Here is a 26,706-nt window from a genome sequence, read left to right as displayed (position 1 = left end):
GAGGCGGCCGATGCCGGGACGGGGTCGCCCGCGCGCGTTCGACCGGGAGACCGCGCTGGCCCGCGCGATGGTGGTGTTCTGGGAGCACGGCTACGAGGGCGCGTCGCTGACGGACCTGACCTCGGCGATGGGGATCAACTCGCCGAGCCTGTACTCCGCGTTCGGCTGCAAGGAACAGCTCTTCCGCGAGGCGGTCGCCCACTACGGCCGGACCGAGGGCTCCCACACCGCGAGAGCCTTGCGAGAGCAGCCGACCGCGCGCGAGGCGCTGGCGGAAGTGTTGCGCGCCAACGTGCGCGCCTACATCGACCCCGCGACGCCGACCGGCTGCATGATCGTGCTCGCGGCGAACACCTACACCGACCGCAGCGAGGGAGTTCGGGACCACCTGGCGGAAATGCGCCGCAGCACCGAGCAGTCCTTCCGCGAGCGCGTCGAACGCGGGATCGCCGAAGGGGACGTGCCCGCGGGAACCGACGCGGCCAAGGTCGGGGCGTTCTACAACGCGGTTCTCCAGGGCCTGTCGATCCAGGCGCGCGACGGCGCCGACGCCGCGTCGCTGTCCGCCGTCGCGGAGGCGGCCGTCACCGCGTGGGACACGGTGACGGCCGCCTCCTGAAACGGCTCAGCAGTACAGGTTTCCGCCCGGATCGACACCGAGGATCCTGGTGAAGTTGCGGTAGGCGTTGACCCGGCTCTCGACCTGGGCGGGGTTCTTGCCGCCGCATTCCAGGCTGCCGTTGATGCTGCGGATCGTCTCGCCGAAGCCACGGCCGTTGACCATCGCGTTGTGCGGGGTCATCGTCCCGGGGCCGTTCTGGGTGTTCCAGTACCAGAGCGCGGTTTTCCACGCCACGGCCGCGTTGTTCTGCACCAGCCACGGGTCGCCCAGCAGGTTCAGCCCGAGCGCGTCACCGGCCGCCTTGTAGTTGAAGTTCCAGCTCAGCTGGATCGGCCCGCGCCCGTAGTACGCGGCCTGTCCGGCCGGGCAGCCGTAGGGCTGGCTCCGGTCGCAGTAGTGCGGGTAGTTCGCCGTGTTCTGCTCGACGATGTGCACCAGCCCGCCGGTCTCGTGGTTGGCGTTGGCCAGGAACGCCGCCGCCTCCTGCTTCTTGGTGACGTCGCTGCCGGTGGTGGCGAAGCCGGGGTAGGCGCTCAGCGCCGCGGTCAGCCCCTGGTAGGTGTAGAAGGGATTCCGGCCTGGGAACATCTGGTTGAACTGCGCTTCGCTGACCACGAAGCCCGAGGGCGTGCCGCCGCCGTCGCAGCTGTGCGGCTTCCAGTACCAGTGGCTGATCACCGGGTCGTAGCCCGGGTTGGCGTGCTCGGCGCGGTAGAAACCGCCGTTGGTGTACCTGACGATGGCGCCGGCGTCGTACCACTGGCCCGCGACCCAGTTCGGCGCGCTGCACGCCGCACTGGGGCCGGGCTCGGTGGCGGAGGACGCCGCGGGCAGACCGACCGCCAGGGCGACCGCCGCGGCCAGGGCGGATAACGACGCGATGATGCGCTGCCTCAACACTCTCGATCACTCCTTCATGCGGTGCGAACAGCCGTGCGGCACAGGGAAAGCACGGCTTTCGGCGGCAGGTGTCAGGAGTGCTCGTCGGCGGCTGACGAACGTCTGTGACCCAGCCCACTGAAGCGGAGTGGTCTAAACCAGTCAAGGGCGAACGTGAATTTTGTCCGGATGTTCAGCCTGCCGGACGCTCGTGCGGCGCGTTCAGCGTGAGCTGAGGCGGGCCTCGAAACCGTCGAGGATCGCTCGCAACCCGAACTCGAAGCTGCCCTCGGGCGCGTCGGCGTACCCGACCGCGGCGGGGGTGTCCAGCCGCTCGCGCAGCCTCGGGAACTCCGACGCGATCTCGTGGGTCCTGGCCACGGCGTCCTGGAGCGCCGCATGCGTCAGCCGCCGGGTCAGCGAGACCTCCATGGCCGGGCCGAGCGCGCTGCCGAGCACGAAGACGAACACCGTCGCGGCCGCGCGATCGGCGTCCGCGGGCGCGAACCCGGCTTTCTCGTAGGCCGCGATGGTGTGCTCGTCGAAGCGGGACTTGCCCCGGCCGTAGAGCAGGTAGCCGCCCGCCGCCTGTCCGAACCACGGGTGCCTGGTGAGCATCGCGTGCATGCCGGTGGCCAGCGCGGTCGCGGCCGTCCGCCAGTCGGCGTCCGGGTCGGGCAGCCCGATCTCGTCCCAGATCGCGTCGCCCGCGAGCCGGACGAGGTCGTCCTTGGTCTTGATGTGCCAGTAGATCGCCGTGGCGGCCGAGCCGAGCCGCTGGCCGAGGCTGCGCATGTTGAGCCCGTCCAGCCCCTCGGAGTCCAGCAGCTCGATCGCGGCCCTGACGATCTGCTCGGCGGTCAGCGTGTTCCGTGGCATGGCGACAGCCTACTTGCACTTTGTTCAAGTCCTCGCCTATGGTTCGACTTGAACTTAGTTCAACTACCGAGGGGTGGACCCGATGTCGCAGGAGAAGCTGGCCGAGTTCGTTGCCAGGACGGCCGAGGAGCTGGGCATTCCCGGAGTCGCGGTGGGACTGCTGGTCAACGGCGAGGAGGTCTCCGCCGCGCACGGCGTGACCAGCGTCGGCACCCCGTCGCCGGTGGACGGCGAGACGCTGTTCCACCTGGCCTCGGTGACCAAGAGCTTCACCGCGACCGCGGTGCTGCGGCTGGTCGGGCAGGGGAAGGTGGAGCTGGCCGCGCCGGTGCGGCGCTACGTCCCGGACCTGCGGCTGGTCACCGAGGAGGCGACCGCGGGCATCACCGTGCTGCACCTGCTCAACCACACGTCCGGCCTGGACTGGAACCTGATCGACACCGGCGAGGAGGACGACTCGCTCCCCGGCTTCGTCACCCGCATGGCGGAGCTGCCGGTGATCGCGCCGCCGGGCACCCGCGCCTCCTACAGCCAGGCCGGGTACAACCTGCTCGGGCGGGTCGTCGAGAACGTCACCGGCTTGCCGTTCGAGCGGGCGGTGCGGGAGCTGGTGCTCGAACCCGTTGGCCTGACGAACACCTTCTTCGACCTCGACGACGTGATCACGCGGAAGTTCGCGGTGGGCTACAACCGCGATGAGGACGGCACGATGCGCGCCGCCCGGCCGTGGAAGGCGTGGCGAGCGGGCTCGCGCGGCAACAACCCGGGCGGCGGCATCGTGTCCTCGGTGAGCGACGTGCTGAAGTGGGCCCGCTTCCACGTCGAGACGGACGACGAACTGGTGCGCGGCATGCGGGACAAGACGGTCGAACTGCGCGCCAGCACGCTCGGCGACGGCTTCGGGATCTGCTGGTTCCTGCGCGACATCGAGGGCCTGCACTCGATCGGGCACGGTGGCTCGGGCAACGGCCAGTTCGCCGAGCTGCTGATCGTGCCGGAGCGGAACTTCGCCGTCGTGTCCCTGGCCAACGCGGGCCCGAACGGCTACGTCTTCAACCAGGCCGTCGTCCGCTGGGCGCTGGAGAACCACCTCGGCATCGTCGAGCGCGACCCGGAGCCGTTGCCCTATGACGGGGCGCGCGCACGCGAGGTCGCCGGGCGCTACGAGATCGACGCCATGAACGTCGACATCGCCACCGAGGGGACCGTGCTGACGCTGGCGGTCGGGATCAAGCCGGAGATCCGCGAGTCCTCCGACGTCGAGATGCCGCCGGACTACGTGCCCGCCGCCATCGGTTTCCTGCCCGACGACGAGTACATCGTGCTGGAAGGCGGTTTGCAGGGGCAGCGCGGCTACTTCAGCCGTGACACCGCGGGCGCCGTGGTCGGCGTCGACCTCTCCGGGCGGTTGTTCACCCGGACGTCCTGATCACGAAGTCCGCGACCAGCGGTGCGATCTCGGCGAGCTTCTCCTCCAGCGCGAAGTGCCCGGTGGCGAACAGATGCAGCTCCGCGTCCGGCAGATCGCGCAGGTACGCCCGCGCGCCCGCGTCGGTGAAGAAGGGATCACCGGTCCCCCACACGACCAGTGTCGGCGGCCGGTGGTCCCGCAACCACTGTTGCCACACCGGGTACAGCTCGACGTTGCTGCGGTAGTCGCGGGCGGTCCTGGTCTGGATCTCCTTGCGGCCGGGCAGATCCATGAAGTACTGGTCCAACGTCCAGCCGTCCGGCGCGATCGCGTCCACATCGGACACTCCGGTCTCGTACTGGGAGCGCGTGAACGGCAGGGTGAACACCTCCGGCGCCGGGCCCTTCTCGATGAAGTCCCTGGCGAGGTCGCTCAGCCCGTCCTCGTAAGCGTTCCCGTTCTGCACCACCAGTCCGGCGATCCACTCCGGGCGCCGCGTGGCGATGCGGAACCCGACCGGCACCCCGTAGTCGAAGGCGTACATGACGAACCGCTTGAGGCCGAGCGCCTCGATGAACCCCTCGACGACCTCCGAGAGCCAGTCGAAGGAGTACTCGACGTCCGGCGTGTCGCTGTGGCCGAACCCCGGGTAGTCCGGCGCGACGACGTGGAAGCGGTCGGCCAGCTGCTCCATCAGGCCCCGGAACTGGTGCGACGCGGAGGGAAACCCGTGCAGCAACAGCACCGTCGGCGCTTCCGGTGATCCCGCCTCGCGGTAGTGCACCCGCACTCCGTCAACCTCGACGAACCTCATCTCACATGCCTCCTTGGCTCTTGGATGCATTAGGTATAGCCCGCGCACCACTAATGGGTCAAGCCCGCGTAGTACCATTAGCCACATGTTCCCGCTGCTCGGCGAACCGCTGCCCATCGACCTGCTCAACACGCGGACCTCGGTGGAGGACCTGCTCACCACCCCGCGGGCGCTGGCCGCCTGGCTCGACCTCCAGGCCGAGCGGCTCCCCCCGCTGTCACGCGTCGACCTGGCTCCCGTGCTCGCGCTGCGCGACCACGTCTCGGATGTCGTCCACGCCGCTCGCATCGGTGTCGCTCCCCCGCGAAAGTCTTTGTCCGCCTTGACTTCCGCGCAGCGCGCCGCTCCGGTCTACCGCGAGCTGTCGTGGAGCGGCTCAGCCGTGGCCGCCACCCCGCGCCGCGCCGGGGACGCCACCGCCGTGCTCCTCGCAGTGGTGGCGGAGGCGACCGCGGACCTGCTGACCGGCCCGGAGATCAGCAAGATCCGCGACTGCGAGGGCCCCGACTGCCGCCTGGTGTTCCTCCCCGCCCACCCGCGGCGCCGGTGGTGTTCCCCCAAGATCTGCGGCAACCGCGTGCGCGTTGCCCGCTACTACCACCGGCACAAGCCGTAGGCCGTGTCCTGCAAGTGGTCCCCAGCAACCGTGACGCCCCCGTGCCCGCCGCCCCAAACATCACCACCGCAGCCCAAACTCCCGTTTCGTACTCAAAACGGGCTATGGGAGCGCTCTTTTTCCCGCTATGAGTACGAAACGGGGTTCTCTAGACGGCGCGCGCGGGGGATGGGGAGTGCGGGCGCGTGGAGTGCATGGGCTCAGTTTACTTGGTGTGCGGAGTGCTTGAGGACCTACAGGACAGGGCCTAGTGCATTCTGGTGAATTTCCCACATACAAGACATGCGCACTTGAAATTCCTTGCCCTCGCCGGAGGGCGGCCCGATGCTGTGACCGGCATCCGCCGCCCCACCTGCGAGGAGGGCAAGAGTGTTACGTGCCAAGGGAATCGGTCTTGTGCTGGCGCTAGTCGCCGCAGTTCTGACCGCTCCGGGAGCCCAGGCCGCGCCCATGTCCGGCTTCCGCAACCCGGTGCTGGAGAACGGCGCCGACCCGCAGATGGTCACCCACGACGGGGCCTACTACCTCACCTACACGCGCAACGACCACATCGCCGTGAGCAAGGCCGCGTCCGTCACCGAGCTGGCGTCCGCGCCCGAGACCGTGGTGTGGCGGGACAACACCCCTTCGCGCTGCTGCTCCATCTGGGCACCGGAAATGCACTTCCTGCAAGGGAAGTGGTACATCTACTACACCGCGATGAACAACGGTCACTTGGTCGGCGACCATCGGATGTACGTCCTGGAGAGCGAGAACCCACTCGGTCCCTACACCTTCAAGGGGCCTCTCGCCGCCGCAGCTGACCACTACTCGCTGGACGGCACTGTGCTCACCATGCCGGACGGGCGCTTGCACGCGATCTGGTCCGGCTGGGATCCCGGGACCGAACGGCCGCAAAACCTTTACATAGCACCGATGAGCAACCCGTGGACCACGAGCGGACCCCGCGTGCTGTTGTCCCGCCCGGAGCATCCGTGGGAGATGGAACACTTGCCCGTCAACGAGGGCGCCGCGGTGTTGTGGCGCAACGACAAGTTGTTCCTCGCCTTCTCGGCCAGCGGGTGCACGAGTCCCAACTACGCGATCGGCCTGCTGACGTTCAACGGCGGCGATGTGCTCGATCCCGCTGCTTGGTCGAAGTCCCCCGAGCCGCACTTCAAGGCTTCCGCCGCCAACAACGCTTACGGCACCGCGCACAACAGCTTCTTCACCTCCCCTGACGGCTCCGAGACGTGGATCGCGTACCACGGCGTCACCAACCCCAACGGCAGCTGCGGCGGCGATCGATCGACCCGTATCCAGCGCGTCGAGTGGCGCGCTGACGACACACCGCTCTTCGGGATTCCCGTTGCCACGTCACAGACATTGCGCCTGCCCTCCGGAGATCCTGGCCCTTCGCGGCTCCCCAACGGCGACTACGTGCTGACCGCTTCGCACAGTGGCAAGGCACTGGACGTCTCGGAGGCGAGCACGCAGAACAACGCCGACGTCGTGCAGTGGGAACCCCACGGTGGCTCGAACCAGGTGTGGCGTCTGCGATCCCTGGCGGACGGCACTTATGAGCTACGCGCGAAGCACAGCAACAAGCTGCTCACCGTAGGCTCTGATGCCGATGTCGTGCAGCGTCGCTCCACCGCCAGCGCGAACCAACGTTGGTACATCGACGCCGTGCGCGGTGGCTACCGCATATCCGTCAAGGCTGGCGGGCACGCTCTCTCCGTCGACCGCGCGCAGCTCACTGACGGCGCGAACGTCCTTGCGTCGCAATACCTCTACACACTCAACCAGAAGTGGCGACTCAGCTACTTGGCGGCTTCGTAGTACTCCTGGACACGCACGAAGATCACGATGTCGGTGCCACTCGTCCTCCGATCAGGTACCACGTAGTCAATCCCGGCTTTCACTGACTCCGAGCGTGCAGGGTGGGGTGGTGGTGTCGGTACAGAAGGTGGTCGAGGCAGCGCAGCGGGTGGTGACGATGCTGCCCTGCGCGGTGTTGGTAGAGGCAGGCTCTCTGCTGGAAGAGTCAGCGACGGCATGGCATCACGCCACAGAGGGCGGCGACGATGCCGCCATCGAGGAAGCACATGCGGCCTACCACGGCGCCAAGGACCACTTCGACACAGTCATTCACACCGCCACGATCCTGCTCCCGGACGCGGTCAACCGGTGGATCACCAGCCTCACCGGCACCACCTCGCGCACCGCCGCGTTCCCGGCCCCTGAACCTACATCGTCGAGACAAGACCATGCTGCCGCCTCACGAGCGGTCCAGATCGACCGCGCGCGGCGTGACCTGCCGCCCCCGGTGGAAGGCGCCCGCACGCTGGGAGTATGGATCGCCGCCGATGCGCAAAAGGTGGACCTGTCCTCAGGCAAGGGCGAGTACTTCAGCGCCACACTGGAGTTCGCCCGCACGCGCGGATTGGCTCCTCCGAAAGGCATCTGGACGCTAGCCCGACACCTAGAGCTGCAATTCGCCATCCGTCTCCGCGCCACCTACGACCGCGACCCGGACACATCGATTGTCGAGACCATCGCGATCGACCGACCGCCCTGCGAACCCCGCGCACCCGGGGAACCGTCTTGTGACACATTGTTGCCGACCTTCCTCCCGCCCGGTGCCACCCTGACCATCCTGGTTCAGGACGGCACCTGCCACACCTATCGAGGAGCACGGCCGTGACGATCGACGTGACCTGGCGCGCCCTGCACAACAGCGCGGTCGCCACCGAGTCCGCACAGATCACCACCACCGAGGACATCGGGCCTTTGCTGGCGCGGCTCGAAGGCACGTTCGGCGCACGTCTGCTGCACCGAGACCGCGACCTTCTGCCCAGCGGTCTCGTCGACCACGATGTGATCGTCGGTGTCCGGGACGGCCGTGCCGTGATGCTCTACTCCGACGGGGACATCGGCGGCTGGGTGACGGTCGGGGACAACCCCAACACCGAGATCACCTACCTGGAGTACGACTTCCCGCCTCATTCCGAACTTCCCCTGTCCATTGTGGAGCGCGCCGTGGAGGAGTTCCGGGTGACCGGCACGCGGCCAACATGCGTGGAATGGCAGGTGGCTGAGTAGGAAGGAATGGCCGTGGCCCGCGTTGAATGGGAACAGCTTCCCGAAGCCGTCCGGCGCGCGGTCGAGCGGCGCACGGGACCGGTTCACGGGGCGCACACCCCCGACGCGGGCCGCAGCTCCGATCTCTCGACCACACTCCACACCGCGTCAGGTCTGGTGTTCTGCAAGGGAATTCGGCAGGACAGCCGTGGCGCGTGGATGCACCACAACGAAGCGAATCTCAATCCCCACCTGCCGGACTGCGCTCCACGTCTACTGTGGACGGTTGAGGGGGGAGAACTGGCTGCTGCCCGGCTACGAGCACATCACCGGGCGCCACGCCGACTTCTCTCCCGGCTCCGCCGACCTGCCGTTGATCGCGGAGACGGTGGCGAGTCTGCACCGACCCGCGCCGGAAGGAACAAGGAGCTTCGCCGAGCGGCTGCGCGCGATCTCTGCCTGGGCCAGGCTGCGCGCGGACCCGCCCGCGGATTTGCTTGAGTGGCAACGAGAACGGCTCGACTTGTTTGCTGAGATGGAGCGTGAAGCGATTAAGGAAGTGGACGGTGACGCGTTGGTCCACAGCGACCTGCACCCGCTGAACTTCCTCATCAGCTCGAAGGTTCACGTCATCGACTGGGCGTGGGCATGCCGGGCGGCGCCGTGGGTGGACCACGAACTGCTGGCTCTCCGCCTTGTCATCGCCGGACGTGAGCCGACTCCGACCGAGCGGACAGCGTTCGCGGTCAGCATCTGCGGGCTGTGGGAATACCGGTCGCGCCGAAACCCCGCTCCGCATTGGGATGCGTTGCTCCGAGGCGCACGTTCGTGGGCTCGGCGGTCAGTAGGGCTCGTTTGAGTACATCGACCGCGACTCGATCCTGCTGATCTCCGCGAGGTAGTCGGCCGTCACGCTCAGGTCTGCGGGTTCGTCGGCCGCGAGAACCTCGTCGATCACCTCACGCCAGTGCCCCCGCACAACCGCGGGCTCGATCTCGCGAAGCACGCCACGGTGGACGTTCTCGACCAGGAGAAGAGGCGCACTGCCGGGCGACACGGGGGTGGGGATCTGGACCAGCCACGTCAGGAACTTGCGCACGTACTCCCTGGTCATGTCCTGACACGTGCGGCCGAAGAGGGCGTAAGCGAGGAACGCCATATCCGAAGCGTCTTCCGGCAAGACGCCGTCCGGCACGGGAGACAGGTCCAGCCCGGAGACACCGATCATCTGCGTCAGCAAGCGGCTAATGCAGTAGTCCTTCCAGGTGTCCGGGCGGTCATCGAAGTAGTAGTGCAGGTCGTCGAGCACCGCGTGCCCGATGCGCAGCCGCCGCTCGGTGTACTCGTCCTCGCGCAGGCGGGCGGCGCTGAGCTGGTTGAACGCCGAGACGGACGCCGCGGCGAACTCGGCGGTCTCCTCCCGGCTGGCGAGCATCGCGCGGAACCCCTCCGTACCCAAGCCCGCCGACCACAGATCGACCGTGCTCGCCCACGTCTCCGGGGCGTCGGGCCACAGGTCGCGCACCGATCGCGCGTCCGGGTCCGCGACCACCCACAGCAGAACCAGGTTCGCGGAGTAGGCGGCGATCGGGCGCACCACGTCAGGCGGCAGCGGCCGGTAGTCGGGGAAGTTCTGCGCGGGCTGACGCGTGCGGTAGTGCTCCAGCAGCCAGCCCACCGTCTTGACCACGTCATCGCGCTCGTCGTCGTCGAGCCGGAGCAGGCGTTGCAGCACGAACTCCATCGTGGGTTGCTGGATCGCCAACGGCTGGTGCGACAGCAAAGCGAACAGCAACGCGTCTTCGGGTTCGCGGAACCGCCTGCCCCGCAAGGAAGCCGCGGCGACGTCACGCAGCTCTTCGACGATCCGCGCGGCAACCAGGTGTTCGTTGAACGTGGCGTGCAGGAACTCGTAGCTGCGTTGGACGGAGGACGTCATCGCCTCGGCGGAGTGTACGAAGAAGAACTCGCCGAGCAGCCGTTCCCCTTGCGGCGAAGGCTCTTTGAGCCCTCTGAGGTCAGCGCTCAGCTCTGTCTCGGTGATCGACTGGCGGCCCCGGTTGAACATGCCGAGCGCGGCCGTGGACAACCTCCTCAGCTGCGTCTCGACGGCCTCGGGGAGATCCCGCTCGGACAGGTTCGGGACCTTCTTCGCCTCACGCCGGGCATAGGTGTGGAAGAGCCGGTCGTACAAGTCCACTTGGGACAGTTCTGCGTCCTCCGCGGGCGTGTCAGGGTCGGTGAAGTACAGGGTGAGCATCAGCAGCAACAACGGCTGCCGGGCCAAATCTCCTTGTGCCAGCGCGGTTTCCAGCGACATCGGCCGGTTGGACCGGTTCCAGACGGAGATCCATTCGGCGATCTGGTCGTCGTCGAACTCATCCAGCTTGATCATCGGAGCGCCGTCCGGGATGCGGACGCGGTCGGCGACCAGGGTGCGCGAGGTGACCACCACCGCGACAGGACGGCCGATGGTGGCTTCGATCCGTTGGAACTCCTGCACTTCACGGAGGTAGCCGCCGCGGTCGTTCGTGGTCGCCTGCAACAGCTCGTCCAGGCCGTCGAGGAGGACCACCCGGATCACATCCTCGCTCTGATCTGCCAAGGTGGCCCAGCTGACGCGCCCGTTGGTGCTCGCGTGCAGCGCCTGCTGGATCTGTTCCACCACCGGCACATCGGCGTCCACCTGGCGCAGCGGAACGCGGACGACGGTGTAGCCCGACTCCGGCAGTCGCGCCGCGAGCACCTTGGTGAGCAAGGACTTCCCCGCTCCGGGATGCCCGAGCAGGAGCAACGGCAGGCGGGTCGAGCCCGGGCCGCTGAAGTGACGCGCGAGCACCTGGTCGAGGTCGCGCCTGCGTTCCAGAGCAACCCACCAGTTCTCGTCGGCGGGCCGCGCTTCCGTTGTCGCGCGGGCGATTCGGAAGTGAGGTGTGCGGAAGATGCCGTCCACGGCCGGGAAGATCGCGCCGACGCCGTAGCTGTCGGTGTCCAGCTCGATCACCGGCCGGTCCAGCTCGCTCTGGTTGATCGCGTGCACGACCGCGCGGAGATCCCGAGGTGTCCGCGCCGCGACAGAGAGCAGCTTTTCCATGCGCCGCAACGCTGTCCTGGTGGCCGCGTGTTCGTTGAGGTCGGCCCAGACCTTGAACTCGTGCACCGTCGCGGCCAGGGCCAGGTAGTTCGACCGGTACCGATTGCTGACCGCTTCCATGACGGCACTGGAGTTCAGCTGAACTGACACATCGAAGAAATCCTTGAGACCGCGGAGAAAGCTGCCGATGCCCCATAGCCGGTCCTGCGCCCACAACTCGACGCGGCTGACATTATCCTCGAACCCGACAGCGGCCGACGGAGCTGGAACGTCGGCCGCGTAGAGCAGCCGGACCAAGGAGTCACTTTCCCGCTGCCACTCCCCTGTAGCGAGCATGACCTTCTCCCCCTTCGTCAGGAGAGGTGTTCCCAAACGCTCGCCAACCACCTCGAAGAACGACGTCATCACGATGGTGGTGTGCGCGGCGATGACGAGCTGGTGCCGCTCCAAACCCGCCGCGCCGTTCACGCGGCCGGACACCGAGTCCAGCGCGCGGCGGGTCAGGCTCATCGCCTCGTTCTTCTGGTCCACCCACCCCCACAACGCGTTCACCGGCGGAAGAACACCCGAGGCCAGAACCGCCCCGCCCAGCAGCGAGTTCAGCCGGTCGAGCCAGGGGTGGTCGTGGTGGCCGAGGATCTGCAGGGCACCGCGGAAGGTGATCGCCGGTTCGCGTCGCACGCGGAAACCTTAGAGCCCAACGATTCGACTCCGGGCGGTTTCCTTGGCATCCGCACTAGACGGCCAGACGGGCGTCGATCTCGGTGGGAGAAAGGATGTGTTGGAGCACCATGGTGGCGGCGCCGAGGACGCCCGCCTGGGCGCCGGTGCGGGCGGTGAGGATCTGCAACGAGCCGGTGGCCAGCGGCAGGGAGCGGGCGTAGACGACCTCGCGCACCCCCGCCAGCAGGCTCTCCGCCGCGATCACGAGCTGGCCGCCGAGCACGACCACGGACGGGTTGAGCAGGCTGACGCAGGCGGCGAGCACCTCGCCGATGCGGCGGCCCGCGGCGCGGACCTCGTTGGCGGCCACCACATCCCCCGCGCGCACGAGGTTGATCAACTCGGTGACGGAGCCACCCGCGGCGGGCACCCGGGCCGCGATGGCGGGCCCGGCGGCGACGGCCTCCAGGCAACCGACGTTGCCGCAGCGGCACGCATCGGCTTGCGAGCCCATGGCCTGCACGTGGCCGAGGTCGCCCGCCACGCCCTGGGCGCCGCGGTGCAGGGAGCCGCCGGTGATGATGCCGGAGCCGATGCCGGTGGCGATCTTGACGAAGAGCAGGTGGTCGACGCCGGGGTAGACCGCGGCGTGCTCGCCGAGCGCCATCAGGTTCACGTCGTTGTCGACCAGCACCGGCCCACCCAGCACGGCCGCGACGTGGCCTGGCACGTCGTAGCCGTCCCACCCGGGCATGATCGGCGGGTTGTTGGGCTTGCCAGTGGAGTGCTCGACGGGGCCGGGCAGCCCGATGCCGGTGCCGACGACGGTGCGGTGGCCGGTCTCGGCGAGCAGTTCGGCGCCGATCTGGAGCATCCGGTCGAGCACCGCGCGCGGCCCGAGGGTGATCGACATCGTCTCCTCGCGCTGCGCCAGGACCTGCGCGGCGAGGTCGGTCACGGCGACGGTGGCGTGGGTGGCGCCGATGTCGGCGGCGAGCACGACCCCGGCCGACGGGTTGAACGCGAAGGTCGCGGGCGGGCGACCGCCGGTGGACACCGCCTCGCCCGCGGGTGCCAGCAAACCTTTGTGCAACAACAGATCCACCCGCGCGCCCACGGTGGACCGGGCCAGGCCGGTGAGCTGGACGAGCTCGGCGCGGGTGCGCGGCCTGCCGTCCCGCATCAACTGGAGCAGCACCCCGGCGCCCGCTCCCCCGGTGATCATCGACTCGCCCATGGGCGTAGTGAAACACAGGGACTTCGGTTTCACCGAGCTGGACTTTTGAACAACTGATCCCAAACTTTTGCTTGACCGTCGTCATAAGCCTGCTTACGGTCTGCCGTATGACTCAGGACACAGCAGCTTCCTGCCAGGAGGGGCACTGGCACAGCGAGCTGCTGGGGATGCGGGGAATCGTCAAGCTGTTCCCCGGGGTGCGCGCCTTGGACGGAGTCGAACTGGGGGTCCGTCCAGGGGAGGTGCACTGCCTGCTGGGACAGAACGGCGCGGGCAAGTCCACGCTGATCAAGGTCATCGCCGGGGCGCACCGGCCGGACGCGGGCGAGATCCGCTGGCGTGGCGAGCCCGTCACGCTCACCGATCCGCAGGCCGCGACCCGGCTGGGCGTCGCGACGCTCCCCCAGGAACTCGACCTGGTGGACGGCCTGTCGGTGGCGGACAACATCCACCTGGGCCATGAGCACGCGCGGTTCGGCTTCACCCGGCGGGGCCGAACCGCGCGAGCCACCATCGCGCTGCTGACCAGGCTCGGGCACCCGGAGATCCGGCCCGGCGCCGAGGTCGGCGGGCTCTCCGCGGCGGAGCGGCAGATCGTCAGCATGGCCCGCGCGCTCTCCCACGACGCGAGTCTGCTGGTGCTCGACGAGCCGTCGGCCGTGCTCGACCAGCGGGAGGTCGAACGGCTCTTCACCGTGGTCCGCGAGCTGACCGCGCAGGGCGTCGCGATCATCTACATCTCGCACCGCCTTGAGGAGATCCGCGAGATCGGCGACCGGGTCACCGTGCTCAAGGACGGCCGCACCGTGGCGGGCGGCCTCGACGTGGCGAGCACCCCGACCAAGAACATCGTCCGGATGATGACCGGGCGCGCGATCGAGTACGTCTTTCCGCCGCGCACCAGGGAGATCACCGACGCCGACCCGGTGCTCGACGTCCAGGGACTGTCGCTCGAAGGCTCGTTCCAGGACATCGACCTGAGCGTGCGGCCGGGCGAGATCGTCGGGCTGGCGGGCCTCGTCGGCTCGGGTCGCTCGGAAATCGTCGAAACCGTCTACGGAGCCCGGAGAGCCACCAGCGGCACGGTTCTGGTCGACGGCAAGCTCCTGCGGCCCGGCTCGGTTCCCGCCGCTGTCGCCGCCGGACTGGGCCTGTGCCCGGAGGAGCGCAAGAGCCAGGCGCTGGTGCTCGGCGACCCGGTCAGCCACAACATCACCATGGCGACGCTGAACCGCGCCGGTTTCCTCGACTTCGCCGCCGAGCGCGCGGCCGCGGAGGAGCTGGTGGCCGCGCTCGACGTCCGTCCGTCCGATGTGGACCGTGAGGTGCGCACGCTCTCCGGTGGCAACCAGCAGAAGGTGGTGCTCGCGCGGTGGTTGCTGCGGGAGTGCCGGGTGCTGCTGCTGGACGAACCCACCAGAGGCGTCGACGTGGGCGCCCGGTCGGAGATCTACGCGCTGGTGCGCGACCTCGCCCGTCGAGGGGTGGCCGTGGTCGTGGTGTCCAGCGAGATCGAGGAGGTCCTCGGCCTCGCCGACCGGGTGCTCGTCGTCGGCGAGGGCCGTGTGCTGCACGAGGCCCCCGCCGACGAACTGACCGAACACGACGTGCTCGACATCGTGCTGCGAGGAGCCGCCGCATGACCTCCGGATCGAAGGCCAACCGGACGCTGGGGCTGGTGATCGCGCTCGGCCTGCTGTGCGTGGTCGGCGCGGCCACCGCGGGCGAGCGCTTCGCCAGCGTGGACAACCTGCTCACCGTGCTGCGGCTGGCATCGGTGATCGGCGTGGTGAGCGTCGGCATGACGTTCGTGATCACCGGCGGCGGGATCGACCTGTCGGTGGGCGCGATCGTGGCGCTGTCGTCGGTGTGGGCGACCACCCTCGCCACGCAGTCGATGGCCGAGGACTTCCACTGGATCGTCATGGTCGGCTGCGCGCTCTTGGTCGGAGCCGGATGCGGCCTGGTCAACGGACTGCTGGTGGCGTACGGGAAGATCGCGCCGTTCATCGTGACCCTGGCGATGCTGGCCGGGGCCCGCGGGCTCGCGGAGATCATCGCCAACCGTCGCACGCAGATCGTCCGCGACCAGGGCTTCGTCGAGTTCTTCGGCGGCTCCGTGCTCGGCGTTCCCGTGCTGGTGCTGGTGTTCGCGCTCGTGGCCGCGGGCGGCTGGGTGCTGTTGAACCGCACCACCTTCGGCAGGCGGACGCTGGCGATCGGCGGCAACCCGGAGGCCGCGCGGCTGGCCGGGTTGAAGGTCGCCAGGCACACCACGCTGCTCTACGTGCTGCTCGGCCTCGCGTGCGGGATCGCCGCCGTGATGCTGATGGCGCGCACCACCACCGGGACCTCCACCCACGGCGGGCTCTACGAGCTGGACGCGATCGCCGCGGTGGTCATCGGCGGCACGCTGCTCAGCGGCGGCCGCGGCACCGTGGTCGGCACGGTGCTCGGCGTGCTGATCTTCACCACGCTGACCAACGTCTTCACCCTCAACAACCTCGACACCTCGACGCAGGCCGTGGCGAAGGGCGTGATCATCGTCGTCGCGGTCCTGCTCCAGCAGCGGCTGGCCAACAGAGCTGGAGAATCCCATGCCAGGTAAGGCTTTTCGGTTAGCGACGGCCGCCGCGGTGGCAAGTCTCGCCCTCACCGCGTGCACCTCGAACACCCCCAGCGGACCCGCTCCCGGAGCCGGTGGCGGCAACGCCGCGAGCCCCAACGATGGGCCCGGCAAGAAGGTCACCATCGGCTTCTCCGGCCCGGCAGCCGACCACGGCTGGCTCGCGGCCATCAACAACTTCGCCACCGCAGAAGCAAAGAAGTACTCCGACGTGACGCTGCGCGTTGCCGAGGGCACCAACGACGCCAGCATGCAGATCAGCCACATCGAGACCTTCATCAACGACAAGGTCGACGCGATCGTGCTGCTGCCCACCGACGGCGCCGCGCTGACAAGCGTTGCCACCAAAGCGATGCAGGCCGGGATCACAGTGGTCAACGTCGACCGCGAGTTCTCCAGCTCCTTCGCCGCGCGCACCACGATCCTCGGCGACAACTACGGCATGGGCGTCTCGGCCGGGACCTACGCTTGCCAGCTCGTCAAGGACAAGAAGATCGCCGACCCGGTGATCGCGGAGATCGCGGGCATCGACGCGCTGCCGCTCACCCAGGACCGTTCGCGCGGGTTCGCCGACGCGCTCAAGGGCTGCCAGCAGACCGTGGACCGCAGGGTCGCCGCCCAGTTCACCGTGGAGTCCGGGGAGGCTGCCGCGGCGAACCTGTTGCAGGCAGCGCCGAAGCTGGACATCGTGTGGAACCACGACGACGACCAGGGGGTCGGGGTGAAGGCCGCCTTCGACGCCGCGAAGCGCGCGGAGTTCTCCTTCATCGGCGGCGCGGGCTCGGCGAACGCGATGCGCTGGATCAAGGCGGGCCAGATGACCGCCACCGTGATCTACCCACCCACCCAGGCCGCGGACGGCATCCGCCTGGCGCGCCTGCTGGTGCAGCAGAAGGGTCTGTCCGACCTGCTCCAGGTCGAGGTGCCGCGCCGCATCGTGCTCAACGCGCCCGTGGTCACTTCGTCCAATGTGGACAAGTACCTGCCGCTGGGATTCGAGTCCTGATGCCGGGCAGGCCACTGCGGATCGGCATGGTGGGCTACGCCTTCATGGGTGTGGCGCACTCCCAGGGCTGGCGCAACGCGCGCAGCTTCTTCGAACCGCCGATCACCCCGGAACTGGCCGCCGTGTGCGGACGGGACACCGAGAAAGCACGGGAGCTGGCGCGCCGCTTCGGCTGGGGCGAGGTGACCGGCGACTGGCGCGAGCTCGTTGCGCGCGAGGACATCGACCTGATCGACATCTGTTCACCGGGCGACACCCACGCGGAGATCGCCATCGCCGCGCTGGAGGCGGGCAAGCACGTCCTGTGCGAGAAGCCGTTGGCGAACACGGTCGCCGAGGCCGAGGCGATGGCGGAGGCCGCGGAGCGCGCGCTGGCGAGGGGTGTGTACGCCACGGTCGGCTTCACCTATCGGCGGGTGCCCGCGATCGCGCTCGCCGCGAAGTGGTTGTGGGAGGGGCGGCTCGGCTGCATCCGGCACGTGCGCGCGCAGTACCTCCAGGACTGGCTGACCGACGCGGACGCACCGCTGTCCTGGCGGCTGCGCAAGGAAAAGGCGGGCTCCGGCGCGCTCGGCGACATCGGCGCGCACATCATCGACCTGGTCCAGCACCTGACCGGGGAGCGGCTCACCGGGGTCAGCGCGCTGATGGAGACCTTCGTCCGGCAGCGCCCGATCCCGGCGGGCGGCTTCGGCGAGGTCACCGTGGACGACGCGGCGGTGTTCCTCGGCAGGCTCAGCGGCGGCGCGCTGGCCACCTTCGAGGCGACCAGGTTCGCCACCGGCAGGAAGAACGCGATCCGGCTGGAGATCAACGGGACCGAGGGCGGACTCGCGTTCGACTTCGAGGACATGAACGTGCTCTGGTGGCACGACAGCACCGCCGATCCGGCCGATGCCGGGTACCGCAGGGTGGTGGTGACCGAGCCGGACCACCCGTACCTGGCGGGCTGGTGGCCGCCGGGGCACGGACTCGGCTACGAGCACGCCTTCACCCACCAGGCGCACGATCTGCTGCACGCCATCGCGCACGACCGGCAGCCCACCCCGAGCTTCGCGGAAGGCCTTGGGGTGCAACGGGTTCTGGACGCGGTGCAGGCGAGCGCGGCCGACGAGAGCCGCTGGACCCCCATCACCGGCAGCCGAGTAGGAGCGAGCTGATGCCCCGCGCGATCACCCTGTTCACCGGCCAGTGGGCGGACCTGCCCTTCGAGGAAGTCTGCGTGCTCGCCGCCTCCTGGGGCTACGACGGCCTGGAGATCGCCTGCTCCGGCGACCACTTCGACGTGGAGCGCGCGGTCGCCGACAAGTCCTATGTGGACGATCGGAGGCGCATCCTGGACAGGCACGGTCTTCAGGTCTTCGCGATCTCCAACCACCTCACCGGGCAGGCGGTCTGCGACAGCCCGATCGACTTCCGGCACAAGGCGATCCTGTCCGCGCGGGTCTGGGGCGACGGCGAGGCGGAGGCGGTCCGGCAGCGCGCCGCGGCCGAGCTGATGGACACCGCGCGGGCGGCGCGGGCGCTCGGCGTGGACACCGTCGTCGGGTTCACCGGCTCGTCGATCTGGCCCTACCTGGCGATGTTCCCGCCGGTGCCCGCGTCGGTGATCGAGGAGGGCTACGCCGACTTCGCGCGGCGGTGGAACCCGATCCTGGACGTCTTCGACGAGGTGGGCGTGCGCTTCGCCCACGAGGTGCACCCCGGCGAGATCGCCTACGACTACTGGTCGACCGTCGCGGCGCTGGAGGCGGTCGGGCACCGCGCGGCGTTCGGCCTGAACTGGGACCCCAGCCACATGGTGTGGCAGGACATCGACCCGGTCGGCTTCCTGTGGGACTTCCGCGATCGCATCTACCACGTGGACTGCAAGGACACCCGGATGCGCGTCGGCAACGGCCGCAACGGCAGGCTGTCCTCGCACCTGCCGTGGGCCGATCCCAGGCGCGGCTGGGACTTCGTCTCCACCGGGCACGGCGATGTGCCGTGGGAGGACTGCTTCCGCACGCTCACCGCGATCGGCTACACCGGACCGATCTCCATCGAGTGGGAGGACGCGGGCATGGACCGCCTCATCGGCGCCGCCGAGGCCGTCCGATTTGTCCGTTCCCTAACGTTCGACCCCCCATCGGCATCCTTCGACGCCGCATTCAGCACCGAGCGTTAGCCGGTCGTCAAGTACCACCAACCCCCGTCCCCGTGCGGATGCGGTTCGGTGGTCTTGAAGACGCCCCCAGCGGCCCGTGCCAAGGGAGCGCTAGTCACCCGGTGGCGTGAACCCGGCGCGTCTGTCCACAGTGCCGCCTTCGAGGGTTGCGCTCCCCGATCGGCGGTCCATCCGAGCAGGTCAGGACGGCGCCCACCGTCCACTGCGGTCACTGGCAGCTACCGCCCGAACACTCTCCCGTACCTGTTCTCACCTGCCCGTGCGCAGATCCCGTGCGTGCACGGTGGTGTCCCGTGCCGCCCGTTTGTGAAGCTGAGCCGCCTCTGCAGGACTCCTCGGCTCGGTCAGACCAGCCTGGCGCCCGCGATCGGCGCGCCCGGGGCCGGAGCCGGGAGGGTAAGGCCGGGAAGGAACAAGGCAATGAACCGCGCGATGACGCTCACCGCCCACCGGCCGATCGCCGGGTTCGACCGTTCCGGTCGGCAGTGGACGGTCGACTCGCACGCAGGCGGACTGGTGCCGCTGCCCGAACTCTCCGGGCGGCTGCTGACCGACCCCGCCACGCTGACCCGCTACGGCCGCGACACCGGCAACATCGTCGCCGCGACCCCCGCCGCCGTGCTCGTGCCCGCCTCCGTCGACGACGTCCAGGAGATGGTGCGCTACTGCCACCGGCTGGACATCCCGGTCACCGCGCGCGGTGAGGCGCACACCACCGGCGGCCAGTCCCTCGTCGACGGCGGCCTGGTGATCGACATGACCGCGCTGACCGAGGTGCACCAGATCACCACCGACTGGCTGGAGGCGGACGCGGGCGCGTCCTGGCGCTCGGTCGCCTACCTCGCCGCGCAGCGCGGCCGCCGGGCCGAGTGCCTGCCCGGCTACCTCCGGCTCACCCTCGGCGGCACCCTGTCCGTGGGCGGGTTCGGCCCGAACTTCCGCTCCGGCGGCCTCGTCGACCAGGTGCTCGCGGTCGAGGTGGTCACCGGGACCGGTGAGCGCCTGTGGTGCGCGCCCGGCCTGCGCCCGGACCTCTTCGACGCGGTGCTCGGCGGGCTCGGCCAGTGCGGGATCATCACCCGGGTCCGGCTGCGCCTGCTGCCCGCGCCCGAGCGAGCGCGGACCTACCTGCTGCACTACGCCGACCCGGACCCCGCGCTGACCGCGATGCGGACGCTGATCGAGCGCGACGAGATCGACGGCGTCTTCGCCATGGTGGTGCCGCCGACCCCGGCCTCTCCCCCGCTCTACCAGGTGCGCGTGCAGGTCTTCCACGACGGCATCCCGCCGGAGCGCGAGCACACGCTGCGCGACCTGCCGGACGGGGTGTCCGCGCCGATGGCGGTCGACGAGACCTACCTCGACCACATCTCCGAGTTCGACACGCTGATCGACGACTTCCGCGAACGCGGCTGGGACGACCGGGTCAAGCCGAGGCACGACGTGCTGCTGCCGGACGAGACGGTGGCCGAGCACGTCGGCGCCGTGGTGCCCGCGCTGACCCGCGAGGACTGGGGACCGCAGGGCTTCGTGATGCTCATGCCGCACCGGGCGCGGGCGTTCGGCTGCCCCCGGCTGCGTATTCCGGCGGACACCGAGCTGGTGTGGCTGTTCGACCTGCTCACCGTGGCGCCCGCGCATCCGGGCCGGGGCTTCACCGAGCGGATGCTGGCCCGCAACCGCCGCCTGTGGGCGCGGGCCCGCGCGCTCGGCGGGGTGCACTACCCGCTCGGCACGACCGAGTTCGGCCAGCGCGAGTGGCGCGAGCACTACGGCGTGAGCTGGCTGGACGTGCTCACCGCGAAGAAGCGCTACGACCCGGAGGGCATCCTCGGCACCGGCGCCGGCATCTTCGGCTAGGCGGTTCGGAGGTCTTCAAGACCCCCGAACCCCACCCAGAACGGTCGTCAACCGCCCCCGACCTCGTCCGGGGATGGGGGTTGGGGGCGGTTGACGATGTCCTGGGCCGGGGTCGGTGGTACTTGAAGACGCCACAACCCCGCGGGCGCAAGGTGGAGTGGTGACACGTGGGGCGGCGCGACTCGGGGCTCAGTGTTGGGGTTCAGTACTGAGGTCCAGTGTTTGGGGTCCAGTGCTGAGGTTCAGTGCTGGCGGTCGTGCTCGCGGACCCAGTTGCCGATCTTGACCCGGTTGTTCACCCGGAGCCGGGCGTTGGCGATGTTCACGTGGTCCTCGATGGTGCGCACCGAGAGGTTGCGTCGGGCGGCGATCTCGCTGTTGGTCAGGCCCTGCGCGATCAGCCGCGCGGTGGCCAGCACGCTCTTGCTCAGCACCGACTCGGCGTTCCCGGCGGCGGTGTTGCCCGCCGCGTCGACCTCGTCCTCGCTCAGCGCCATCGCCACGATCTGGTCGAAGTCCTTGTCCCGCCCCGTGTTGTACGCCGCCGCGTAGTCCTCGGGGGCCAGCGCCTCGCGCGCCGCCCGCTCGGCGATGACCCGGCGCTCGCCCAACGGGGTCAGGCCCGAGATGGTCACGCCGGTCTGGGTCTGCAACCGGGCGGCGGCCCCGAGCAGCCGGGCCGCCTTGCGGTGGTCGCCCAGCGCACCGGCCGTCCACCCGAGCGCCTCGACCGCCCACACCGGACCCCACCGGTCACCGATGGCGTACTGCTCCCGCAGCGCGGTGCGGAACAGCGAGACGGCGTTGGACGGGTCGCCGTGCACCAGCTCGGCCACCCCCTGCGCCCACACCGCCCAGGTGATCGCCCACTGCGCGCCCGCGGTCTCGGCCTCCTCGCGCAGCGCCGCGGTGGCCTGCTGCGCCTCCTCCCGCGAGTCGCCGATGAAGGCCGAGCCCATCGCCAGGAACAGCGCCGCCATGTGCGCGTCACCGGGGTTGCCGTCGGCGTGGAAGCGGTCCCGCGCCGCGGTCAGCACCTCCAGCGAGGCGGTGTCGCAGTCGATCAGGAACGCGTAGCTGCCCTTGGCCCACAGCGCGGCGGGCGGGGCCAGCTCGAACAGCTGCCGCTTGCCGGAGAGCGGGCCGAGCAGCTCCTCGACCTGGGCGTCGCAGCGGCGCATCAGGATCTCCGCGCGCCCCCGGTTGCCCTCGATGATGCTCATCCAACAGCCCATCGCGAGGGTGTTCACGCTCAGCGCGTTCGCCGAACCGCTCGTCTGCTCGCGCAGCGCGTTGTCCAGCCACTTGCGGGCGTCGCCGAGGCTGCCCGCGAAGAACCAGGTGCGCAGCCGGGCCAGGTTCATCGCGATCTCGGCGGAGGCGTCGACCTCGCCGAGCGTGTCCAGGCAGAAGTCGATCGCGGCGCGCAGGTTGGGCAGCTCGCGCCAGGAGCGGACCAGCAGCTCCACCTCGCGCGGGCCGAACCACTCCTGGGCGTCGGCCGCGGCCATCCTGCGGTAGTGGTCGAAGTGCCGCTGCCGCAGCGCCTGCTCCTCGTTGGACTCGGCCAGCCGCCGCGCGCCGAACTGCCGCACCGAGTCCAGCACCCGGTAGCGGGTCCGGCCGTCCTGCATCTCGGTGGTGATGATCGACTTGCGGATGAGGTCGGCCAGCAGCGGCAGGATGTCGTCGCGCTGGATGCCCTCGCCGATGCACACCTCCTCGGCGGCCAGCCAGTCGAACCCGCCCGCGAAGACCGAGATCCGCGCCCAGAGCCGCTTCTCGTCCGGTCCGCACAGGCTGTAGCTCAGGCTGAGCGCGTCCTCCAGGGTGCGCCGCCGGTTGCGGGCTAGCCGGGTGCCGCTCGCCGCGCGCGGGCTCAGCTTCTCCAGCCGGTTGAGCACCTCCGGCAGCGACTGGGCGATGAGCAGCCGCGCCGCCAGCTCGATCGCCAGCGGGATGCCGTCCAGCCGCTGGCACAGCTTCGCGGCGTCGACGATGGTGTCCCGGTCGATGGCGACGCCGTCAGCGTCGGCGCGGTCGATCAGCAGCCGCACCGCGTCGTACTCGCCAAGCGAGTCCACCGGGTGCTCCAGCTGCATGTCCGGGAACGCCAGCGGTTTCAGCGCGATCACGTGCTCGGCGGCCAGGTCCAGCCACTGCCTGCTGGTGGCCAGCACCCGCAGCCGCGGCGAGGACAGCAGCAGGGTGCCGACCAGCTCGGCCGCGGCGTCGGCCAGGTGCTCGCAGTTGTCCAGCACCAGCAACATGTCCCGGGTCTGCAGGTGCTCGATCAGCAGGTCCAGCGACGGCCGGGTGGACTGGTCGCGCAGGCCGAGCTCGCCGGCGACGGTCTGCGCGAGCAGATCGGCGTCGGCGAGGTCGCCCAGGCGCATCAGGTGCACCCCGTCCGGGTAGCTCCCGGCGTCGAACTCGACGCGGGCGATCTCCTCGGCCAGGCGGGTCTTGCCGACGCCCGCGGTCCCGGCGATGGTGACCAGCCGGGCGTTGCCCGCGAGCTTCTCCCTGACCTCGGTCAGGACCTCGTCGCGGCCGACGAAGCTGTTGACCGCGGCCGGCACCCCGCGCTGGCGGAGGCCGCTCACGTGCCTGCCTCGTCCAGGGTGCCCTTGGCCCAGCAGGTCATCGATTCCTCGCTGTCGAGACGGCGTCTTGCTGACGGGCGGCTGCGCGCCCGCGAGCAAACTAGAGCATGTCCGGCGGTCATCGGTCCCTCCGGGGTTTCCGGTGGGGCGTGGCGCGGCGGATCACGCCGATGGGTGACCCGCACGGCGGCCACGCGAGGAATCCTAGACGTCTCCGGCGACCGGCCGGAGGCTGGGAGCGGCGCGGATCAGGCGTTGATCCGCCTGGGCTCCGCACCGCCCGCGCTGATCTCGATGCGGCGCGGCTTGGCCCTTTCCGCCACGGGGATGCGCAAGGTCAGCACGCCCGCGTCGTAACTGGCGTCGATGCGCTCGGCGTCGAGGGTGTCGCCGAGGAAGAGCTGGCGGGAGAACACGCCGAGGGGGCGCTCCGCGACCTGCATCTCGACCTTGTCCGTGCCCGTCACCGGGCGCCGCTCGGCCTTGACGGTGAGGACGTTGCGCTCCACGTTCAGCTCGATGGCCTCGGCGGCGACGCCGGGCAGGTCGAAGGCGACGACGAAGGTGTCGCCCTCGCGGTAGGCGTCCATCGGCATGGCGGCCGGGCGCGACCAGGTCCCCGTGAAGACCTGCTGGGCGAGCCGGTCGAACTCCCGGAACGCATCGGTGCGCATCAACATCTGTTCCACCTCCTGGTCGTTGTCTGGCGTCAACGCGCATCTCCGTTCTAACATGTCATCACAAAGATGACAAGTCCTGATGTCAACGGAAGGACGACAAGCATGGACGAGGAGGCCGCGCGCGACGCGCTCTCGGCCCGCGCGACAGCATCGCCGGACCCGGTGGCACAGGCCATTGAGCTGGTCCGATCGGTGACCGGCGACGGTGCGGCGTCGGCCGAGGAGGTGCTGGCGGCACTGACGCTGCTGCGTGGGCTGCGCGAGGAACTGGCCGCGTGGGAGCCCCGGCTGATCACCGCGGCACGCGAGGGCGGGACGAGCTGGGTGCGCCTGGCTCCCGCGCTCGGCGTGGCGAGCAGGCAGGCGGCCGAGCGCCGCTACCTGCGGCTGCGCACCGAGGGCGTCGAGGACCCGGAGAGCACCGGCGAACGGCGGGTCCGCGCCGAGCGGGACCGGCGGGCCGGTGAGCGCGCCGTGCACGCGTGGGCCGAGGAGAACGCGGCCGAGCTGCGCGGCCTCAGCGGGCGGGTGGCCGGGCTGAGCGGGCTCACCGGCGCCGCGAGGAAGCACGTCGGTGAGGTGCGCGATGCGTTGGGCTCCAACAACAGCGCCGCGCTGCTGGGCCCGTTGGCAGACGCGGCGGCGCACCTGCACAAGACGCATCCGTTGCTGGCGCGGGAGATCACCGAGCTCACCCAGCGCACCGACCGGCTCCGCGGGGCTCAGCGCGAGCGGTAGCGACCGCGCCCGAGCTCCACGACGTCCCCGTCCGCGACGGCCTGGCGCAACGCGGCGGCGAACCGCCCCGGCCCCCACTGGACGGCGCCGAGCCGCGCGCGCAGTTCCGCCCTGGTCAACGGCTCGTGCTGGAGCGCGGTGATGATCGCCTCGACCTCCCGCTGGTCATCGGGGCTCGCCGAGGGGTAGTCGGAGGTGCCGGGCAACGGCGCGTAGCCGGAACGGGTGGCGGCCTTGCTGGAAACACGGGGTGTGCTCGCCGACAAGGGGCTCGCGATGTCTTCGAGCGAGCGCTGCGCCGCCTCCACGCCCAGCACGATCTCCACGACACCGCCGAGCATCATCACGGCCGCGCCGATGTAGTAGCCGATCGCGACGGCGGCCGGGTCCCCGGTCTCGACCAGCGCGCCGAACAGCGCGGGGCCGATCACGCCGCCGAGGCCGGTGCCGACGGAGTAGAACAGCGCGATCGCCATCGCCCGGATCTCCAGGGGGAAGATCTCCGAGACGGTGAGGTAGGCGGCGCTCGCCCCGGCCGAGGCGAGGAAGAACACGGCCGTCCAGGCGATCGTCAGCGTCGTCTCGGTGAGCAGCCCCTGTTGGAAGAGCAGCCCCGTGCCGACCAGCAGCACACCCGATCCGAGGTAGCAGACGGAGATCATCGTGCGGCGGCCCACGGTGTCGAAGAGCTTGCCCAGCACCAGCGGGCCGACCAGGCTGCCCACGGCCAGCGGCACGAGGTACCCGCCGACCGTCGCACCGGAGATGCCGAAGAACCGGCTGAGCACCAGCGCCTGCGTGAAGTAGACGGCGTTGTAGAGAAACGCTTGCCCCACAAAGAGTCCGACGCCGAGCAGGGTGCGTTTCGGATAGGTCTTGACGAGCACCTTGCCCACGGTGCCGAAGCCGATCGTGCCGCGCTGCCGCACCTCGATGCGCTCGGTCACCGGCTCCAGCTTGCGGCCGGTCTGCTCCTCCACCTGGCGCTCGATCTCACCAACGAGCTTGTCCGCCTCGTCGGCCCGCCCATGGGTGAACAGCCACCGCGGGCTCTCCGGAACATTGCGGCGCACCAACAGGATTCCGACGCCGAGCACCGCTCCGAGCGCGAACGCCACCCGCCAGCCGATGTCCAATGCGAACAGTCGCGGGTCGAGCAGCACGAGTGTGAGCGCCGCGCCCACGGCCGCGCCGAGCCAGTACGAGCCGTTGACGATGAGGTCCACCCGGCCCCTGACCCGCGCCGGCACCAGCTCGTCGATGGCCGAGTTGATCGCCGCGTACTCGCCGCCGACACCGGCTCCGGTGAGGAAGCGCATCAGGAAGAACCACCACGCGCTGAAGGAGAACGCGGTGAGCACCGTGGCGACCAGGTAGAGCGCCAGGGTCAGCAGGAACAACCGTTTCCGGCCGAGCCGGTCGGTGAGGTAGCCGAAGAACAGCGAGCCCAGCACGGCGCCGAGCACGTAGAACGACGCCGCGATGCCGACCTCGGCCTCGGTCAGGTGCAGACCGCTCTCGGGGTCGGTGAGCCGCTCCCCCAGCGCTCCGACGATCGTCACTTCCAGCCCGTCGAGGACCCACACCGTGCCCAGGCCGAGCACCACGGTCCAGTGCCACTTCGCCCAGGGCAGCCGGTCCATCCGCGCGGGCACGTCGGTCTTCACGGTCTCTTCGGCCACGGCTCGCTCCCGTCTTCCGGTACCAGTCGTGACTACCCGGGGAAAATCGCTGGCACACCCGGG

22 protein-coding genes are annotated in these 26,706 nt (G+C 69.7%); 14 read left to right on the top strand and 8 right to left on the bottom strand.

Translation table 11 applies throughout. From position 1 onward, the window contains the following. Positions 1 to 10: 10 nt before the first annotated feature. Positions 11 to 619 (top strand): TetR/AcrR family transcriptional regulator, encoded by a 609-nt coding sequence (locus tag NLX83_RS32545; protein WP_254239068.1) that lies wholly within the window; start codon positions 11 to 13, stop codon positions 617 to 619. 6 nt (positions 620 to 625) lie between these two features. Here the strand turns inward: NLX83_RS32545 and NLX83_RS32540 are convergent, their stop codons facing one another. Together NLX83_RS32540 and NLX83_RS32535 are read right to left on the bottom strand one after the other, a co-directional pair. Then, on the bottom strand, positions 626 to 1,519 hold the full coding sequence (locus NLX83_RS32540) for a glycoside hydrolase family 19 protein (RefSeq protein WP_374118839.1): 894 nt from the start codon (positions 1,517 to 1,519) through the stop codon (positions 626 to 628). A gap of 204 nt (positions 1,520 to 1,723) precedes the next feature. Continuing rightward, complete coding sequence (locus tag NLX83_RS32535; protein ID WP_254239066.1) at positions 1,724 to 2,380, bottom strand: TetR/AcrR family transcriptional regulator; 657 nt, start codon at positions 2,378 to 2,380, stop codon at positions 1,724 to 1,726. 82 nt (positions 2,381 to 2,462) lie between these two features. Here NLX83_RS32535 and NLX83_RS32530 point away from each other — a divergent pair, with 82 nt between their 5' ends. After that, positions 2,463 to 3,809: a serine hydrolase domain-containing protein gene (locus NLX83_RS32530; RefSeq protein ID WP_254239065.1), complete on the top strand. Its 1,347-nt coding sequence runs from the start codon at positions 2,463 to 2,465 to the stop codon at positions 3,807 to 3,809. Here the strand turns inward: NLX83_RS32530 and NLX83_RS32525 are convergent. Continuing rightward, a complete protein-coding gene (locus tag NLX83_RS32525; RefSeq protein ID WP_254239064.1) occupies positions 3,793 to 4,605 on the bottom strand; it encodes an alpha/beta fold hydrolase in 813 nt (270 codons plus the stop codon). The two genes, NLX83_RS32530 and NLX83_RS32525, sit on opposite strands and share 17 nt — an antisense overlap. A gap of 85 nt (positions 4,606 to 4,690) precedes the next feature. On the opposite strand from NLX83_RS32525, the gene NLX83_RS32520 reads away from it, so the two are divergent. From NLX83_RS32520 to NLX83_RS32500, 5 genes are all read left to right on the top strand, one after another. Then, positions 4,691 to 5,221 carry a CGNR zinc finger domain-containing protein gene (locus NLX83_RS32520; RefSeq protein ID WP_254239063.1) on the top strand — a complete coding sequence of 177 codons (531 nt, stop codon included), beginning with the start codon at positions 4,691 to 4,693 and terminating at the stop codon, positions 5,219 to 5,221. A 369-nt stretch (positions 5,222 to 5,590) separates the two neighbouring features. Next, positions 5,591 to 7,042: a family 43 glycosylhydrolase gene (locus tag NLX83_RS32515; RefSeq protein WP_254239062.1), complete on the top strand. Its 1,452-nt coding sequence runs from the start codon at positions 5,591 to 5,593 to the stop codon at positions 7,040 to 7,042. A 112-nt stretch (positions 7,043 to 7,154) separates the two neighbouring features. Beyond that, entirely contained in the window at positions 7,155 to 7,907 is a 753-nt protein-coding gene (locus NLX83_RS32510) for a DddA-like double-stranded DNA deaminase toxin (RefSeq protein WP_254239061.1), read from the top strand. Beyond that, the gene (locus NLX83_RS32505; RefSeq protein ID WP_254239060.1) at positions 7,904 to 8,305 is read left to right on the top strand and encodes an Imm1 family immunity protein; all 402 of its coding nucleotides are present in this window, start codon (positions 7,904 to 7,906) and stop codon (positions 8,303 to 8,305) included. Before NLX83_RS32510 ends, NLX83_RS32505 begins: the two co-directional genes overlap by 4 nt. A 265-nt stretch (positions 8,306 to 8,570) precedes the next feature. Continuing rightward, positions 8,571 to 9,143, top strand: a complete 573-nt coding sequence (locus NLX83_RS32500) for a phosphotransferase family protein (RefSeq protein ID WP_254239059.1) — start codon at positions 8,571 to 8,573, stop codon at positions 9,141 to 9,143. On the opposite strand, the gene NLX83_RS32495 is transcribed toward NLX83_RS32500, so the two are convergent. Further along, positions 9,126 to 12,059, bottom strand: coding sequence for an NACHT domain-containing protein (locus NLX83_RS32495; protein WP_254239058.1), 2,934 nt, complete (start codon positions 12,057 to 12,059; stop codon positions 9,126 to 9,128). The genes NLX83_RS32500 and NLX83_RS32495 overlap by 18 nt on opposite strands. Before the next feature lie 55 nt (positions 12,060 to 12,114). Further along, positions 12,115 to 13,278: an ROK family protein gene (locus NLX83_RS32490; RefSeq protein ID WP_254239057.1), complete on the bottom strand. Its 1,164-nt coding sequence runs from the start codon at positions 13,276 to 13,278 to the stop codon at positions 12,115 to 12,117. Between the two features lie 107 nt (positions 13,279 to 13,385). Between NLX83_RS32490 and NLX83_RS32485 the strand changes: the two genes are divergently transcribed. The 6 genes from NLX83_RS32485 to NLX83_RS32460 all read left to right on the top strand — a co-directional run bounded on the left by NLX83_RS32485 (position 13,386) and on the right by NLX83_RS32460 (position 20,937). Beyond that, positions 13,386 to 14,921 carry a sugar ABC transporter ATP-binding protein gene (locus NLX83_RS32485; RefSeq protein WP_254239056.1) on the top strand — a complete coding sequence of 512 codons (1,536 nt, stop codon included), beginning with the start codon at positions 13,386 to 13,388 and terminating at the stop codon, positions 14,919 to 14,921. Next, the gene (locus tag NLX83_RS32480) at positions 14,918 to 15,886 is read left to right on the top strand and encodes an ABC transporter permease (protein ID WP_254239055.1); all 969 of its coding nucleotides are present in this window, start codon (positions 14,918 to 14,920) and stop codon (positions 15,884 to 15,886) included. The genes NLX83_RS32485 and NLX83_RS32480 overlap by 4 nt, the downstream gene beginning before the upstream one ends. Then, the gene (locus tag NLX83_RS32475; protein WP_256564782.1) at positions 15,876 to 16,910 is read left to right on the top strand and encodes a substrate-binding domain-containing protein; all 1,035 of its coding nucleotides are present in this window, start codon (positions 15,876 to 15,878) and stop codon (positions 16,908 to 16,910) included. The genes NLX83_RS32480 and NLX83_RS32475 overlap by 11 nt, the downstream gene beginning before the upstream one ends. After that, positions 16,910 to 18,070, top strand: a complete 1,161-nt coding sequence (locus NLX83_RS32470; RefSeq protein WP_254239053.1) for a Gfo/Idh/MocA family protein — start codon at positions 16,910 to 16,912, stop codon at positions 18,068 to 18,070. The genes NLX83_RS32475 and NLX83_RS32470 overlap by 1 nt, the downstream gene beginning before the upstream one ends. Then, entirely contained in the window at positions 18,070 to 19,077 is a 1,008-nt protein-coding gene (locus NLX83_RS32465; protein WP_254239052.1) for a sugar phosphate isomerase/epimerase family protein, read from the top strand. The genes NLX83_RS32470 and NLX83_RS32465 overlap by 1 nt, the downstream gene beginning before the upstream one ends. A 420-nt stretch (positions 19,078 to 19,497) precedes the next feature. Then, a complete protein-coding gene (locus NLX83_RS32460; RefSeq protein ID WP_254239051.1) occupies positions 19,498 to 20,937 on the top strand; it encodes an FAD-binding protein in 1,440 nt (479 codons plus the stop codon). Between the two features lie 242 nt (positions 20,938 to 21,179). Here the strand turns inward: NLX83_RS32460 and NLX83_RS32455 are convergent, their stop codons facing one another. Together NLX83_RS32455 and NLX83_RS32450 are read right to left on the bottom strand one after the other, a co-directional pair. Continuing rightward, a complete protein-coding gene (locus NLX83_RS32455; protein ID WP_254239050.1) occupies positions 21,180 to 23,543 on the bottom strand; it encodes an NB-ARC domain-containing protein in 2,364 nt (787 codons plus the stop codon). 248 nt (positions 23,544 to 23,791) lie between these two features. Beyond that, positions 23,792 to 24,223 (bottom strand): Hsp20/alpha crystallin family protein, encoded by a 432-nt coding sequence (locus NLX83_RS32450; protein WP_254239049.1) that lies wholly within the window; start codon positions 24,221 to 24,223, stop codon positions 23,792 to 23,794. A 102-nt stretch (positions 24,224 to 24,325) separates the two neighbouring features. Between NLX83_RS32450 and NLX83_RS32445 the strand changes: the two genes are divergently transcribed. After that, positions 24,326 to 24,961 (top strand): HSP18 transcriptional regulator, encoded by a 636-nt coding sequence (locus tag NLX83_RS32445; protein WP_254239048.1) that lies wholly within the window; start codon positions 24,326 to 24,328, stop codon positions 24,959 to 24,961. Here the strand turns inward: NLX83_RS32445 and NLX83_RS32440 are convergent. Then, positions 24,946 to 26,643 (bottom strand): MFS transporter, encoded by a 1,698-nt coding sequence (locus NLX83_RS32440; RefSeq protein WP_254239047.1) that lies wholly within the window; start codon positions 26,641 to 26,643, stop codon positions 24,946 to 24,948. The two genes, NLX83_RS32445 and NLX83_RS32440, sit on opposite strands and share 16 nt — an antisense overlap. Between the last annotated feature and the right edge of the window lie 63 nt (positions 26,644 to 26,706).

Source organism: Allokutzneria sp. A3M-2-11 16 (assembly GCF_024213555.1).
Classification (GTDB): domain Bacteria; phylum Actinomycetota; class Actinomycetes; order Mycobacteriales; family Pseudonocardiaceae; genus Allokutzneria.
The sequence above is the reverse complement of the archived record's forward strand: the minus strand, read 5'-3'. Positions and strand labels throughout refer to the sequence as shown.